This is a genomic window from Paenibacillus rhizolycopersici (assembly GCF_014947195.2).
Taxonomy (GTDB): Bacteria; Bacillota; Bacilli; order Paenibacillales; family Paenibacillaceae; genus Fontibacillus; species Fontibacillus rhizolycopersici.
This window is the reverse complement of record NZ_JADCNN020000002.1, coordinates 205,936-221,624: the sequence shown is the minus strand read 5'-3', so window position 1 is coordinate 221,624 and position 15,689 is coordinate 205,936. Positions and strand designations below refer to the sequence as shown.

General features: G+C 57.1%; 10 protein-coding genes. 6 read left to right on the top strand and 4 right to left on the bottom strand.

The genetic code is table 11. The features are described from left to right. The first annotated feature begins 2 nt into the window (after positions 1–2). From IM700_RS03275 to IM700_RS03260, 4 genes are all read left to right on the top strand, one after another. Positions 3–3,122 carry an alpha-mannosidase gene (locus IM700_RS03275; protein WP_193416777.1) on the top strand — a complete coding sequence of 1,040 codons (3,120 nt, stop codon included), beginning with the start codon at positions 3–5 and terminating at the stop codon, positions 3,120–3,122. Positions 3,123–3,258: 136 nt separating this feature from the next. Next, a complete protein-coding gene (locus IM700_RS03270) occupies positions 3,259–4,578 on the top strand; it encodes a glycoside hydrolase family 125 protein (RefSeq protein WP_193416776.1) in 1,320 nt (439 codons plus the stop codon). 25 nt (positions 4,579–4,603) lie between these two features. Continuing rightward, a complete protein-coding gene (locus IM700_RS03265; protein WP_193416775.1) occupies positions 4,604–5,602 on the top strand; it encodes a glycoside hydrolase family 130 protein in 999 nt (332 codons plus the stop codon). A gap of 49 nt (positions 5,603–5,651) precedes the next feature. After that, complete coding sequence (locus IM700_RS03260) at positions 5,652–8,384, top strand: alpha-mannosidase (RefSeq protein WP_193416774.1); 2,733 nt, start codon at positions 5,652–5,654, stop codon at positions 8,382–8,384. 422 nt (positions 8,385–8,806) lie between these two features. Here IM700_RS03260 and IM700_RS03255 read toward each other — a convergent pair whose 3' ends face one another. From IM700_RS03255 to IM700_RS03245, 3 genes are read right to left on the bottom strand one after another with little or no spacing between them, the layout of a single operon-like run. Continuing rightward, positions 8,807–9,664 (bottom strand): sugar phosphate isomerase/epimerase family protein, encoded by an 858-nt coding sequence (locus IM700_RS03255; RefSeq protein WP_193416773.1) that lies wholly within the window; start codon positions 9,662–9,664, stop codon positions 8,807–8,809. Between the two features lie 35 nt (positions 9,665–9,699). Further along, the gene (locus IM700_RS03250; protein ID WP_193416772.1) at positions 9,700–10,578 is read right to left on the bottom strand and encodes a sugar phosphate isomerase/epimerase family protein; all 879 of its coding nucleotides are present in this window, start codon (positions 10,576–10,578) and stop codon (positions 9,700–9,702) included. Between the two features lie 27 nt (positions 10,579–10,605). Beyond that, complete coding sequence (locus IM700_RS03245) at positions 10,606–11,664, bottom strand: Gfo/Idh/MocA family protein (RefSeq protein ID WP_193416771.1); 1,059 nt, start codon at positions 11,662–11,664, stop codon at positions 10,606–10,608. Positions 11,665–11,805: 141 nt separating this feature from the next. Between IM700_RS03245 and IM700_RS03240 the strand changes: the two genes are divergently transcribed. Both IM700_RS03240 and IM700_RS03235 read left to right on the top strand, forming a co-directional pair. Further along, positions 11,806–12,666 (top strand): helix-turn-helix domain-containing protein, encoded by an 861-nt coding sequence (locus IM700_RS03240; RefSeq protein ID WP_193416770.1) that lies wholly within the window; start codon positions 11,806–11,808, stop codon positions 12,664–12,666. Between the two features lie 42 nt (positions 12,667–12,708). Then, positions 12,709–14,634 (top strand): beta-N-acetylhexosaminidase, encoded by a 1,926-nt coding sequence (locus IM700_RS03235; RefSeq protein ID WP_193416769.1) that lies wholly within the window; start codon positions 12,709–12,711, stop codon positions 14,632–14,634. 4 nt (positions 14,635–14,638) lie between these two features. Here the strand turns inward: IM700_RS03235 and IM700_RS03230 are convergent, their stop codons facing one another. After that, on the bottom strand, positions 14,639–15,598 hold the full coding sequence (locus tag IM700_RS03230; protein ID WP_193416768.1) for a helix-turn-helix transcriptional regulator: 960 nt from the start codon (positions 15,596–15,598) through the stop codon (positions 14,639–14,641). Between the last annotated feature and the right edge of the window lie 91 nt (positions 15,599–15,689).

The following is a 15,689-nucleotide window of genomic DNA, read 5'->3' as shown; positions in this document are numbered from 1 at the left end:
AAATGGAACGCATCAGACGTTTTATCCGGGAGTTGTCGGAAGCTCAGTGGCTTGATCAGATCGAGCTGCGCGGGTGGGAGATTACTTCTTCCGTCTATCAGGTTCCCGGAAGTTATACCAAGGAAACGCCTTATCCGGAGGGGCAAGCCTTCGAGCGGTTCCCGAGCACGCAGGGAACAACGTATTTCTTCCGGACACAGTTAGAGATCCCGGAAGGCTGGCGCGGCGGTCAGGTCGGATTTATCTTTGCTTCCGGCGGAGAAGGACTGCTTCGAATCAACGGTAAATCGGCTCAGGGCCTGGACCGGAACCATACGTTCGTGACGTTGCCGCAGGAGCAAGGACAAGGCTCGCTCTCGCTGGAGATCGAGCTGTATGATCCGATCCCCGAGCCGGTGGATCCGCTGAACCAACAAGCGGTGATCCAACCGCCGATTACACGGATTGACAGCCGACTCGTGCTGGTCAACCGGCCCGTGCAAAGCTTGATGTATACGGCGACGATCGTCCGCGATTCCGCCGTACTGCTGCCGGAGCAGGATTTCCGCCGCACCCGCTTGATCGAGGCGTTGTATGACGCTATGGACGGTTTCGTAGCGCTGGATGCGGAAGCGGTCCGTGAAGGCGGAGCGATTGCCGAGCTGGAGCAGCGCCTTGCAGAGCGGGTGAAGGCCATCGGCGGCAATGCCGAGGGCCTGATCCAGATGGTCGGCCAGTCGCATATCGACATCGCCTGGTTGTGGCCGGTGCGGGAGACAGTGCGCAAGACCAGCCGGACGTTCTCAACGGTTGATGCGCTGATGCGCGAGTACCCGGAATACCGCTACACGCAAAGCCAACCGCTGCTGTTCGCCTTCCTGAAGGAGAACGACCCCGAGTTGTACGAGCGGGTGAAGGCGCGGATCAAGGAAGGCCGCTGGGAATTGGTTGGCGGCATGTGGGTGGAGCCGGATTTGAACCTGCCAAGCGGCGAATCGTTGATGCGTCAGATGTTGTACGGGCAACGGTTCTATCAAGAGGAGTTTGGATTCACCTCCGAAATTGAATGGCTTCCGGACACATTTGGCTATTGCGCCTCTTTGCCGCAAATTTTGAAGCATGGCGGCATTCGTTATTTCATGACGACCAAACTTGGCTGGAACGACACCAACGTATTCCCGTACGATCTGTTCCATTGGGTGGGCATCGATGGTACGCCAATGCTGTCGTATCTGAACCATGGCGTGAACGAGAATACGCTGCCGAAGGACGTTCATGAGCACTGGCAGTCTTATCGCCAGAAAGCCGTCCATCCGGAGCAAATGCTGCTTTATGGACATGGCGACGGCGGCGGCGGGGTCACTCGCGAAATGCTGGAGTATATTAACCGCGCGGAGCTGATGGTAGGTCAACCGGCGAGCGAATATAGCACGGCGACGGAGTTCTTCGCCGGAATCGAAGCGGCGCAGCCGAAGCTGCCAGCTTGGCACGGCGATCTCTACTTGGAATTGCACCGGGGGACGTACACAACCCACGGGCGTAATAAACGCAGTAACCGGAAAGCAGAAATCTTGTACCGTGAGGCCGAGTTGTGGAATGCGCTGGCTGCTCCGACTCTGCCGAAGGATCAACAACGCGAGGCCCAAAGCACGCTGCAGGCGGGCTGGAAGTTGATCCTGTTGAATCAGTTCCACGACATTATCCCGGGTTCGGCGATCACCGAAGCATACGAGACGTCGACGAAGGAATATGACGATATTTTTGAAAAAGGCAACACCGGCCTACGTCACGGCCTAACGGCCTTGGTCGAACAGGTAACCACCACGGGGGAAGGCACGCCATACGTTGTCTTTAATAGCTTGGGTTGGACTCGCGACGCGGTTGTAGCACTTCCGGACCAAGGTTATCGCAGCGGCACGGCTGCTTACGATGAGCGCGGTACGCGGCTTGAGCTGGACATCCGGACCGGTCTTAACGGCGGCTCGGCGGCTTGGGTCCGAGTGCCGGAGGTTCCGGCGTTTGGCTACAAGACGATTTGGCTGCGGACTGAGGCGGATAAAGCGGCAGAAACGGCGGCGACTTCACCGGCCGGAAGCAAGGTATTCCAAGGCGAGTGGGAAACGGAATTCTATCGCCTGAAATTTAATGACTGCGGCGAGATCGTCAGCTTGTGGGATAAGAAAGCCGGCCGGGAAATCGTGAAATCGGGCGAAAGTGCGAACCGCTTCCACTTCTATCACGACCGTCCGACCTTGTGGGATGCTTGGGACATTGACCCGCGTTATGAGCAGCAGCCAGCCGGTAAGGCTGTATTGCTGGAGAGCGGTCTGGTCGCAAGCGGTCCAGTCCAAGACGTGCTGCGCTTCCGCTGGAGTCTCGGCCAATCCGAAATCACGCAGGATATGATCCTGTATCATCACGACAAACGGATCGATTTCCAAACGAAGGTGAATTGGAACGAAGCCCATAAGCTGTTGAAAGTCGGGTTCCCGATCGACGTCGTCACGGACAAAGCGACTTACGAAATTCCGTTTGGCGCGTTGGAACGTCCGACGCATCGAAACACGAGCTGGGAGCAGGCGCAATTCGAAGTGTGCGGACACCGGTTCGCTGACGTTTCCGAACGCGGCTACGGCGTCAGCCTCCTGAACGACTGCAAATACGGCTACGACATCCAGGGCAGTACGATTCGGTTGTCACTGCTGCGGGCGCCGAAATGGCCGGACGTGACCGCCGATCTCGGCGAGCACGAATTTACGTATTCGCTGTATCCACACCAAGGCGACTGGCAGACTGCTCATACGGTGCGTGCCGCAGCTGAGCTGAACCACACCCCAGCCGTGCTGGTAGCTGGAGTGCATGGAGGCACACGGCCTTCCACGGGGGCATTACTAGGATTTGCGGGAGAGCATGTTGTGCTCGACACTGTGAAACCAGCCGAGGATGGCGATGGCGTGATCCTGCGTTTGTACGAGTCCGCAGGCGGCCGCGAACGCGTGGCGTTGAATTGGAACGAGCCGGTTTCGGCCGCGTTCTTGTCCGACGCGCTGGAGCGGGAGCTTGAGCCAATCACGATGGCGAGCGTTGGGCGGATCGAGCTCGATTTTGCCCCATATGAAATCAAGACGCTGAAGTTGAAGTAAGTAGGAATTGACGAGTTAGGGTGGCGTGGGGCTGTTCGGCAGGTGAATTAACAGGATAAAGTAGTCGCAAGCCGCCCCCTCACTAGATTAGTGATATGAAATGAAATGACTTATAAAGGAGCGAGAAGACAAGCTCATGGAACAATTTAGACTCCCGAAAATACCGATGCCGCAACTGGAATTACCGCAAGCCGTCAAGGACGTACTGGCCGAAGCCGACACGAAACTGGCGCATCGCCCGAAATTGCTGCAGCTTTTTAAGAACTGTTTTCCGAACACTTTGGAAACAACGACGAAGCTGATGGACGACGGAACGACCTTCGTTATCACCGGTGATATCCCGGCCTCCTGGCTGCGCGATTCCGTGGAACAGGTCATCCACTATGTGCCGTTCGCTAAGAACGATCCCGACTTGCAGCGGATCATCAGCGGACTGATCAAGCGCCATATCAACTATGTGCATATCGATCCTTACGCTAACGCGTTTAACGAATCGGCCAACGATTGGCACTGGAACACGACCGACGTGACCGAGATGTCCCCTTGGGTATGGGAGCGCAAATTCGAAATCGATTCCTTGTGCTTCGTGGTCCGCTTGGCTTATACGTATTGGAAGGAAACCGAGCTGACCGATATTTTTGACGCCGGCTTCAAAGCCGCGATGCGGAAAATTTACGAGTTGTTCAAAACCGAGCAGCATCACTTCGAACAATCGCCTTACCGCTTCAGCCGCAACAACGGGATCCCAACCGATTCCTTGCGGAACAACGGTTTGGGGATGCCGGTCAACTATACGGGAATGATCTGGTCGGGCTTCCGATCCAGCGACGATGCTTGCGATTTCCACTACAACATTCCAGGCAACATGTTTGCGGTTGTAACGCTGCGTCAAATGCAGGAATTCGCCGAATGGGTCTTCCGCGACATGGACTTCTTGGCAGAATTGAAGGAGCTGGAGTTTGAAGTCAACCATGGGATCCAGCTGTACGGAATTTACCGCCATCCGGAATTCGGTCCGATCTACGCTTACGAAACCGACGGCTTCGGCAACTATTGCCTGATGGACGACGCCGGTACGCCGGGACTTATGTCCATTCCGTATCTGGGTTACGTTGGCGCGGACGATCCGATCTATCAAAATACGCGGCGTTTTGCGCTGAGCAAAGAGAACCCGTTCTACTTCGAAGGCAAAGCGGCCAAAGGCATTGGCAGCCCGCATACGCCGGAGAACTACATCTGGCATATGGCCTTGTCGATGCAAGGCATCACGGCGCAAACGAAGGAAGAGAAGCTGGAAATGATCGCAATGCTGGAGGCTACCGACGCGGGTACCGGCTATATGCATGAAGGCTTCCACGCCGACGATCCGAATACCTTTACGCGTAAATGGTTCGCCTGGTCGAACAGCTTGTTCTCGCAGCTAGTGTATCGTGCAATGCAGGAAGGCATTTTGTAAACCTAAAACCAAAGGAGACTTGACCATGAGCAAAATTATCGGCGAAGCCCTGAAAAATATCCCTTGGCAAGACAAACCGGCCGGTTCGAACGCGCCGGTATGGCGTTACTCCCAGAACCCGATCATCCAGCGGCACGCGATCCCGAACTCCAACAGCGTGTTTAACTCTGCGGTCGTGCCTTTTGAAGGCGGATTTGCCGGCGTATTCCGCTGCGATTCCCGTTCGGTCAGCATGGACATTTTTGCAGGCTTCAGCGACGACGGCGTGAACTGGAAAATCAACCACGAGCCGATCCAATTCGAAGGCGATGAGGAAATCACCAAACGCGAATACCGCTATGACCCGCGCGTCACCCAAATCGGCGACCGTTACTACATCACCTGGTGTAATGGCTACCACGGTCCAACGATCGGGATTGCTTACACGACCGACTTCAAGACGTTCCATCAGTTGGAAAACGCCTTCCTTCCGTACAACCGAAATGGCGTGTTGTTCCCGCGCAAAATCGACGGTTACTACGCGATGGTCAGCCGTCCAAGCGACACGGGCCATACGCCGTTCGGCGATATTTTCTACAGTGTCAGCCCGGACCTGACGTTCTGGGGCAAACATCGCTACGTCATGGGGACGATTAACGGCGATGCTTCCGCATGGCAATCGAAAAAAATCGGCCCAGGACCGGTTCCGATCGAAACCGACCAAGGTTGGCTGCTGATCTACCACGGCGTGATCAATACTTGCAACGGCTTCGTATACCGCATGGGCTGCGCCCTGCTCGACATCGACAAGCCATGGATCGTCAAAGCGCGTTCGCGCAACTACATCCTCGGCCCAGAAGAGCTGTATGAATTAGTTGGCGACGTGCCGAACGTCACCTTCCCTTGCGCAGCATTGACCGACGCCGAGACCGGCCGCATCGCCATCTATTATGGCTGCGCCGATACGGTGACCGGCCTCGCGTTCACCACCGTGGACGAGCTGTTGAAATACATGGAAGAATATCCGCTGGAGACGGAAGCGTAAGCCGTCTTCGAGGATGACAAGCCACGGAGGAAAGTGGGGGGTTAGATCAATGAGCAAACAGAGAACGGCCCATATCATTTCCCATACACACTGGGATCGGGAATGGTATTTGCCTTACGAGAAGCATCACGTTCGCCTGGTGGAGCTGGTGGACGCGCTGCTGGATAAACTGGACGGCGATTCGGCGTTCCGCAGCTTTTACCTTGACGGTCAAACGATCATTCTTGAGGACTATCTGCAGGTGCGGCCGGAGAACAAGGCACGTCTGGAAAAATATATCCGCGAAGGCCGTATCCTAATCGGGCCTTGGTACATTCTGCAGGATGCGTTCCTAACCAGTGGCGAAGCGAATGTCCGCAACATGCAAATCGGCCACCAGGACGCGTTAAAATACGGAGCTCCGGCAAAGATCGGTTATTTCCCCGATACCTTCGGCTTAGTCGGGCAAATCCCGCAGCTGATGCAGCAGTCCGGGATTGGGAATGCCTTTTTTGGCCGCGGCGTGAAGCCGACCGGCTTCAACAATACCGTGTCCGACGGCGGGTATGAGTCTTCCTTCTCAGAGCTCATCTGGGAAGGGCCGGACGGCTCCAAGGTGCTCGGTATCTTGTTCGCCAACTGGTATTCCAACGGCAACGAAGTACCGGTGGATGAGACGGAAGCGAAGGCGTTCTGGGATCGCAAGCTGGCGGACGCGGAGAAATACGCAGCCACGGGTGAGTTGCTGTTCATGAACGGCTGCGATCATCAACCGCTGCAGTTGGACCTCCCAGAAGCGATCCGTACGGCGGAGAAACTGTACCCGGATACGAAGTTCGTTCATTCGAACTTCCCGGAATATTTGAACGAGCTGGAATCGGCGCTGGAAGGCCGCGAGCTCTCCACCGTGAAGGGCGAGCTTCGCAGTCAACGTACGGATGGATGGGGCACATTGGTGAACACCGCATCCGCACGCGTGTACTTGAAACAAATGAACCAGGAAGGCCAGGCCTTGCTGGAAAAAGTTGCCGAGCCGCTCGCCTCGATGGCGAACCTGCTCGGGAAGGATTACCCACATCACTTGTTTACCTATGCCTGGAAAACGTTGATGCAAAACCATCCGCATGACAGCATCTGCGGATGCAGCGTGGACGAGGTTCACCGCGAGATGGTCACCCGCTTCGCGAAGAGCCGCCATGTTGCCGAGGCGCTCATCGACGACAGCAAGCGGGTGATCGCCGATGCGGTGAACACCTCCGTCTTCGCCGGGTATGGCGAAGATCCGTTGCCGCTGGTCGTGTTCAACACCACCGGCTGGAGCCGTACGGGTACGGTGTCCATCGAGCTGGACGCCGCTCGCCTGTATTTGCGTGACGGCCTTGGCCTTGAAGAGACCGGCCGCCGCATGAAGGCAGTAGACCTGTCGGGCCGCGAGCTGATCGACGAGCAGGGGAACACGGTGCCGTGCACGGTGGAGGATCTCGGGTTGCTGTTCGGCTACGATTTGCCGGACGACAAGTTCCGCCAGCCGTACATGTGCCGCCGCGTGAAGCTGACGTTCCAAGCGGCGGATGTCGCTGCGCTGGGTCTGCGCACGTATGCGTGGGTACGCCGGAATTCGGCCGTTGCTTCTAAGCCGGCTTCGTTGTTCACCGGCCACCGGGTCATGGAGAACGCGAACTTAAAGGTGGAAATCGCGGAGGACGGCTCCTTTGTAATGACCGACAAAGCAACCGGTCAGGTGTATCGCGATCTTGGCGTTTATGAGAATACCGGCGATATCGGGAACGAATACATGTATAAGCAGCCTGAGGGCGAGAAGGCGTTGACCACGAAAGGGCTGGCGGCCCAAATCCGTGTGCTGGAGGATGCTCCGTACCGCGCTTCCGTGGAAGTGTGCCACGACTGGGAAATTCCGGTGTCGGCCGATGAGAAGCTGGACGAGGAAATGCGCGAGTTAGTGTACTATCCGTATCGCAAAGCCCAGCGCAGTAGTAAGCTGACGACGCTGAAGCTCCGTACAGTCATTTCGCTTGAAGCCGCCGGCAAGGGCGTTCACATCGAAACGACGATCGACAACACGGCGAAGGACCATCGGATTCGCGCCCTTTTCCCAACCGATCTGAATGCATCGACGCATCAGGTGGATTCGATGTTTGAAATCGCGGAACGCAGCATCGAACCGGCACCGGAATGGGAAAATCCGAGCAATACGCAGCATCAGCAAGCGTTCGTGGACGTCAGCGGCGAGGGAGCCGGCTTGACGGTGGCCAACCTCGGCTTGAACGAATACGAAGTGCTGCGCGACGGTCGGAACACGATCGCGGTTACATTGCTTCGCTCCGTGGGCGAACTCGGTGACTGGGGCTTGTTCCCGACGCCGGAAGCCCAGTGCCTGGGCGTACACACCGCTCGGATGGAGCTGATCCCGCATAAAGGCGATGGCGTTGCTTCCGGCGCGTTTACGGAGGCTTACCAGTTCCAGATTCCGTGGACGGTCAGCCAAACGGAAATGCATGAGGGAACGTTGTCCCCGGCGTACGCTCCGTTCCAATGGGAGGGCCAAGAGCTAGCGTTCTCCTCGCTCAAAATGAATGAGGCAACCGGCGACTTGTTACTCCGTTGGTACAACATGAGCAAGCAGTCTTCGGAGCTGACGCTTGGGCTGAACATTCCGCATGAGCATTTCTATAAAACAACGATTCTCGAAGAAGACGCGGCGCCGCTCACCAAGAGCGCGGCAGGTTGCCTGTCGCTGCTGGCCGGCTCGTGTGAAATCGTGACGATCGGAATTCGCCGGTAATTCGGGGGAAACCCTGCTAAACCTAAGTGGGGAAAAAGGATTAAAGGTTATCCTGCCATGACTTCTAATGGCGGGGTAACCTTTTTGTGTTGTCTGTCTTTGGGAGCTTTTTGCAGGATTATCCCTTTTGTTCAGGAACCTGATTTCATCTGATTCAAGGGGATAATCGTGCAGAGCTCCCGAATAGTTTGTTCTTTGCAGATCCTTTGCATGATTATCCCTTCTGTTCAGGGGTGGAGGGGGAGAAAGAAGTGGGGCTAAGAGCGACTATTAGACTCCTGCAGTACAGCCTGATTCAAGGGGATAATCAAGCAAAGCTCACGTACAGTAAGAGGTGCCCCCCCAGCTCATAAAAAAGCAAGGTATACAAAAGTATACCTCGCTGTGGATGATCTAGAGTTGGGTTGTTCGGTAAGATCGGGTTAGACTTCGTCCCAGATGCGCCGGACGTTGTCGAAGGCGATGCGGGTGCCTTGGCGGCAGTCCTCCATGCCTTCGTATTCGATGGAGAGGTAGCCGTCGTAGCCGGACGCCTTCACGATGCGCAGGATCTCCCACAGGTCGAGGTCGCCCTGGCCGGCGATCGCGCCGCGCAGGTATTGGCCGCCTGCGCTCCGGAACCATCCGGCACCGGGGTTGAGGTTCTCTGGCCGAACGTAGAAGTCCTTGATGTGAACCATCGAGGCATAGCCAATGTTCTTCTTTACAGCGACGACGGGGTTCTCGTCAACGCAAACGAAGTTGCCGATGTCGAGCGTCGTTTTGTAGTTGGGCCGGTCGACGGCATGGATCACCGCCTGCACCCGGTCGCTGGCCTGCACGTAGTAGCCGTGGTTCTCCAGGCTGGTCGTGATCCCGTACTGCGCGGCATAATCGGCAATCTCCCGACAGGCGTCCGCGATCCGCGGCAGGTCCTCCTGGAACCGGACGACCGAGGTGTCCGGTCGGGAGGCGACGTCGTGCCGCATCAGCTTGACGCCAAGCGAATGGGCGTGGTCGACTTCGCGTTTGACGCGGGCGATCTCCGCCGCATAAGCCTCCTCCGAATCCACGATGAAATTGGCGCCGATCGCGTAGTTGGATATGGAAATCCCAGCCTTCGCCGCGCGCTCGCGGATTTGCTCGATCAGCTCGGGGGTTTCCCCAAAATCAAACCCCAGCGGTACGATTTCGATATGCTCTCCGCCGATGCCGGCAACCCAATCGATCACCTCAAGAAGGGTCATCGATCCGGACTGCATCGCTTGATAGAGACTGTAAGAACTGACTCCCAGTTTCATGAAAGTTCCATCTCCTTTAGAGGTAGTGAGGCCGTCTATCCCCGGAACGAGCGGATAAAGCCAACCGCTTGGCGAATATCCTCCTCCGGGTTGTCGCCGACTTCGCGTTCGATCGTCAGGTAGCCGGTATAGCCGATTTCCTGCAGGGCGGCGAAATAGGCCGGGAAGTCGACGCTACCCGCACCGAGCGGTACTTCCTCGAAGCCCGCGCCGGAGGCGGCCATTTCGGCGATTTTCTCGTGGCTCATCTTGTCGTAGCCGAGGAAGCCGTACACGTCTCGCGGATCAACTGAGCGGCGGCGGATGCCGTCTTTGACATGCGTATGGACGATGTAATCCCCAAGCGTCTTAACGCCTTGGATCGGGTCATCTCCCGTGACCATCACCATGTTGGCCGGGTCAAAATTGACGGAGACGCCGTTGGTGGTGAGGGTATCCAGGAAGCTTTTGAGATGGGCGGCCGGTTCGGGTCCGGTTTCGATGGCAAAATAAGCGTTCAGGCTCTTGGCATAAACACCCAGCTCCTCGCAAGCCTGCTGCATGGCCGCATAAATCGGACTGTTCGTGTCCTCCGGTACGATGCCGATATGCGTCGTGACCACATTTGTACCCAGCTCAACCGCGAGATCGAGAATCCGCTTCGACTTTTCGATTTTGGACGGATTAGCGGCGGCGTCCTGGAACCCGTGGCCGGCGAGGTCGCCGCACAGGGCGGAGATCTCTAGCCCCAGGCTGTCGATGTAATCGCGCAGCTCCTTACGCTTGGGTCCGATCAGGACCGCCGGGTCCATCTCGCCGGAAACGGCATAAATCTGTACGCCTTCGGCTCCGGCCGCCTTCGCCTTCTTCAAGCCTTCCTTCACGCCTACGCCAAAGCTGTCGACGATAATTCCGATTTTGTTGTTCAGCTTCATTCCGTTCGCGCCTCCTTAGATTCCAAATTAGAAATGGATTTCCCGGCCTTCGGCAGCCGACTCGTAAATCGCGTTCAGGATTTTGATCATTTCCACGCCGTCTTCCACCGGACTGATTGGCGGGATGCCATCCAGACAACTGGCGACGAAATGGTCGATTTCGTTCTGGAAGCCACCTTGAAAATCGAATCCCGGCGAAGTGATTTGCGGATCGATGTTAAGAATGGTGTTATGGCGCTCGGTCACGATCGACAACGCCGGTTCGATTTCGGCGCCGCCCTTGTCTCCATAAATGTTAACCAGGGCCGAATTTTGCTTGGCATGGAGGGAGAAGCTGACGTCGACCATCAGCGAAGCTCCATTCTCAAAGCGGATCAAGGCATTGGCCATGTCTTCGACCGTGTTGAAGGAAGCGTCGTAATCTGCTGCTTGATAAAAGGCATAATTCTCGATATTCGAGCGGTTGCCCAATTTCGCGTAAATATTGCCACTGACGGACTTCACCTTCGGCCGGCCCATCAGGTACCAGCAGAGGTCGATGACGTGCACGCCGATGTCGATCAGCGGACCGCCGCCCGAGCGCGCCTTGTCGGCAAACCAGCCGCCCGGATTGCCGAGCCGCCGGATCAGGCTCGCCTTCGCGAAATAAATCCCGCCGAGGTCGCCGGCGTCGATGAATTTCTTAAGTACTGCGATGTTGGAGGCATGCCTGCGCACGTAACCGACCTGCAGCAGGTTGCCAGTCCGCTCTACCGCCTGCTGCATTTGCAGCGCTTCGTCCACGGTGATGCAGAGCGGTTTTTCGCAGAGGACCTGTTTACCCGCTTCCAGGGCGTCGATGCTGATGACGGCATGGGAGTTGTTCCAGGTGCAGATGCTGACCGCCTGAACATCCGAGTTGGCTAGCAGGTCGCGATAATCCGTGTAAACGTGGGGAATGTCGTACTTGCCCGCCATGTTGCGGGCCCGTTCTTCATTAATGTCGCAGATCGCCAACAGCTTGGCCCGCGGGTTGGCGCGGTAAGCCTGAAGATGGGACTCAGAAATCGAACCGCTGCCGATCAAACCGATGTTCAGTTCACTCATTTTTCGCAGGTGCACCCTTTCGTTCTCCGCGCGAGTTTGCTACAATGAGAGCATTCATTCGCAGGATATGTTTTATTTATTCAAATTTATGATTAGGCACCCCTAATTTAGCACAGTCATTTTAAAGGGAGAATGTTCAGGATGACAAAATATCTGGATTATATGATCAGTCCTGAGCCGATCCGACTGTTCAATCCCGCAGTGGATGCCAGCCGGCGGAAAATCCAATCGTTAGCTGTCGTGAACGCCGGCCATTTGCCCGGGCGCACGATGCAGCGCGCAGATGCGAGGTTCCGGTATTGGGCGTTTGTGGTGATCACGGGCGGAAGCGGGTATTACCAGGTCGGAAACGCGGACAGGCAGGAGGTTACGGCCGGCTCGTGGTTCTGCTTGTTCCCGGACGAAACGTTCCATTACGGTCCGCATGAGGAAGGGCATTGGGACGAGTATTACTTCACGGTGGAAGGCTCCCGGGTTGAGGAGTGGCTTGGCAGCTGGCTGCAGCATCCCGATCAGGTCCAAAAAGCAACGATCGACGACTCGGTCATCAACCGGATGGAGCTGATGTTCATGTTGATCGACAGCGGTATGCCCAGCAATCTCGACCGGGCTTCGCTGATGCTGGAGGCGTTTCTCTACGAGCTGGTGTCGCAAGCGGATCAGGCGGAGGCCGGGAACCGGGGGCGGTTCGTGCTCAAGGTGATCGAGGACATCTCCGGTTCGCTGTACGCGGATCCAACGCCGGAGGAGCTGGCGGCGCGGCATCATATCTCGGTGTCGACGCTGCGGCGGATCGTGCACGAATATTCGGGTTATCCGCTCAACGAATTCATACACCGGCTGAAGGCGGCCGAGGCCAAGAACGTCCTGCTCAACACGGAAAAAAGCGTCAAGGAGATCGGCGAGGCGCTGGGGTATCAGGATACGTTTTATTTCTCGCGCGTGTTCAAGCGAATCACCGGGTACTCGCCGCGGAGCTATCGGAGCCGGGGCGGACAGTAAGGTCTGGGCGTAGGGGTTTACACTATAGAGGAGGTTCACGGGATGAAGCTTTATTTTCAAGGAATGGATGCGGATTTAGTTGATGGCGTAAAAGAGTTGGAGGCCCAGCTCGGATTCCAGACGAACCCGGCGGGGTTACCGGTGGAAGTTGTGCGGTTGCCGCAGGACGCTGGGGATTTGCGGGTGTCGCTCAGCGGCGGGAAAGGCCGGATCGAGTACGGGGAGAAGATTCATTTTTTTCGTGCGTTAGGGTTGTTTGTGGAGCAGGCAAAAACGTCGGAGGCATTTGATCTGACCGAACGGCCGAGCTTCGATTACAACGGGGCGATGCTGGACGCTTCGCGCAATGCGGTGATGCGGGTAGACGCGATCAAGCAGATGCTGCGGTATATGGCGGTCATGGGGCTGAACGGGCTGATGATGTATACCGAGGACACGTATGAGGTGCCGGAACTGCCTTACTTCGGCTATATGCGGGGACGGTACACCGCGGAGGAGCTGCGGGAGTGCGACGATTACGCGGCGTTGTTTGGCATCGAGATGATTCCGTGCATCCAAACACTGGGACATTTGTTCCATGCACTGAAATGGCTTTATGCCGAGCCGCTGCGAGACCATCCCGACATTGTGCTGCCGGGTACGCCGGCGACGTACGAATTCCTGGAGCAGACGATTCGGGCGGCTGCCGCGCCGTTCCGGTCGAAGCGAATCCATATCGGCATGGACGAGGCATTCCAGGTTGGTCTCGGCCGCTATTTGCGGGACAACGGCTTCCGCGACCGGTTCGAAGTGATGAACGAGCACGTTGGGCGGGTCATGGAGATCACCGGGAAGCTAGGGCTTGAACCGATGATCTGGAGCGACATGTATTTCAACCTGCTGTCGAATGACGTCCAGGGCGGGTTGTACAACATGGAGGCGGATTTTTCTGCGGAAAATATGGCGAAAATCCCGGACGGCCTCCGGTTCGTTTACTGGAACTACTGGGGGACGGACGAGAACGCGTATAAGGAAGTGTTCGACAAGCACCGGCTGCTCGGGTCGGAGCCGCTCTTCGCGGGGGGCATCCACATGTGGAATTTGATGGCTCCGAACCACGGCAAAACGTGGTCGTCCATGCACCCGGCTCTGCGTGCGGCGAAGCGGAGCGGCCTGCGAGAGGTGTTTGCGACCGCGTGGGGCGATAACGGGAACGAGGCGAATCATTTCGTGATTTTGCCAGGGCTGCAGCTGTTTGCGGAGTACGGGTACCATGACGGCGAGGTGACGGACGAGCATCTGCAGAAGCGGCTTGCCGCCTGCACAGGGCTCGATTTGTTCAAGCCGCTCGAAGCATTGAAGGGGATGGACGAAGTGCCGGAGGTCCACGAGGGGAACTATTACGGCGCGAATCCATCGAAGTTCTTGCTCTGGCAAGATCCGCTGATTGGCTTGTTCGACAAGCATGTGGAAAGCGTGGAAGGGACGTTGCCGGATTATTATGGCGGACTGGCCGAGAAATGGCGGGGCTACCGTGAGGCGGAAGGAAGCGGGTTGACGGAGCCGTTTACCGCGATGTTTGCCTTCTATGAAAAGCTCGCCGCCGCGCTGTCCGTGAAGTCGACGCTGGGCGTGACGATCAAGCGTCTTTACGACGCCGGGGATCGGGACGGGTTGCGGCGGATCGCCGACGAGACGCTGCCCGAGCTGCGCCGCCGGGTCGAGGAGCTGCGGGTGGCGCACCGGGAGCTGTGGCTCGGAACGTACAAGCCGTTCGGCTGGGAGGTGCTCGACATCCGCTACGGCGGAGTGCTGAGCCGCGCCGCATCGGCACGCGACCGCCTGCTGGATTATGTGAACGGCCGCGTCCTTCAGTTGGAAGAGCTGGAGGCGGAGCGCCTCGTATTTAACCAGAACAACGTGTTCGGCACGCTGGACGTAAACGGCCTGTACCATCAGATCGCGACGGCGGGTTCGCTGTCGATGTAATGGCCTAAGAATACTTCTCCAGCAGCTCGGTCAGCTTACGCCTGATCGAGTCCACCAGCTCCGGCGGTTCCAGGGCGGTGGCATCCTGGCCGAGACCGATGAAAAACGACGTGAGGTACGGAAGCTCGCTGGCCGGGATCGGTCCCTCCAGCCGGCCGGAGCCGTCCTCGCGGACGTTCAGCTTTAGGCTGCGGCGGATAAGCAGGCCTTCGCACGCCTCGACGCCCAGCCGGCTGAGCTCGACAACGCAGTTGACCTGCGACGGCTTGCGCCCGAGATGCTCCTCCCAGTTGCCAAGGTGCACGTTGCGCAGATCGAGCGGTTCCGGAACGCCGAATCCCTCGGCGGGTTCGGCTGCGACGATGCGGTCGCAGCGGAACAAGCGGAAATCGCGGCGCTCGAAGCAGTAGGCAGGGCAATACCACAAGCCACCGCTGGCGAAGATACCGACTGGCTGAATCTGGCGGCAGGTAGAGACGCCGCGGCGCGATTCGTAGTTGATACGGAGGACTTGCTGCTGAATGGCTCCTTCGAGCAACAATCCTAAAAAAGGAAAAGCCGATTGTCGCGACGGGGTCACGAAGTCGACGCGGTTCTTCATTTGATCGATCCGGTCCCGTACGTCACCGGACATATAGTGATAAAACTTGCCGAGCGCCGAGGAGGCTTCCGTTTCGAACGGGAGAAACTCATAATGGCGCAGGGCGTGGCTGGCGAAGAAGATCGACACCGCTTCCTCTTCGGTAAACGCGATTGGAGGCAGCACGCGTTCGTTTAGCACCTGGTATCCGCCGTGCGGTCCAACCTCGGAATACAAGGGGACCCCGAGTTCGCCAAGCTCCTGCAGATCCCGAAGGATCGTGCGGGGGGAGACGCCGAATTCATCGGCCAATTCCTTGACGGTGAACTTCCGTTTGCGATTGACGGTCATCATCAGCTCCATGAGCCGTTTCGATTTGGACATGTTTTTGAAGCTCCGTTCATTATTTTTTAATTATGACAATAGTTGTCACTATTATGAGCTACACTAAGTACAAAGTCCAGCGAAACGGACT

Coding starts and splice junctions, on each gene's coding strand:
- IM700_RS03275 (WP_193416777.1), top strand. CDS start 3: ATGGAACGCATCAGACGTTTTATCCGGGAGTTGTCGGAAGCTCAGTGG.
- IM700_RS03270 (WP_193416776.1), top strand. CDS start 3,259: ATGGAACAATTTAGACTCCCGAAAATACCGATGCCGCAACTGGAATTA.
- IM700_RS03265 (WP_193416775.1), top strand. CDS start 4,604: ATGAGCAAAATTATCGGCGAAGCCCTGAAAAATATCCCTTGGCAAGAC.
- IM700_RS03260 (WP_193416774.1), top strand. CDS start 5,652: ATGAGCAAACAGAGAACGGCCCATATCATTTCCCATACACACTGGGAT.
- IM700_RS03255 (WP_193416773.1), bottom strand. CDS start 9,664: ATGAAACTGGGAGTCAGTTCTTACAGTCTCTATCAAGCGATGCAGTCC.
- IM700_RS03250 (WP_193416772.1), bottom strand. CDS start 10,578: ATGAAGCTGAACAACAAAATCGGAATTATCGTCGACAGCTTTGGCGTA.
- IM700_RS03245 (WP_193416771.1), bottom strand. CDS start 11,664: ATGAGTGAACTGAACATCGGTTTGATCGGCAGCGGTTCGATTTCTGAG.
- IM700_RS03240 (WP_193416770.1), top strand. CDS start 11,806: ATGACAAAATATCTGGATTATATGATCAGTCCTGAGCCGATCCGACTG.
- IM700_RS03235 (WP_193416769.1), top strand. CDS start 12,709: ATGAAGCTTTATTTTCAAGGAATGGATGCGGATTTAGTTGATGGCGTA.
- IM700_RS03230 (WP_193416768.1), bottom strand. CDS start 15,598: ATGTCCAAATCGAAACGGCTCATGGAGCTGATGATGACCGTCAATCGC.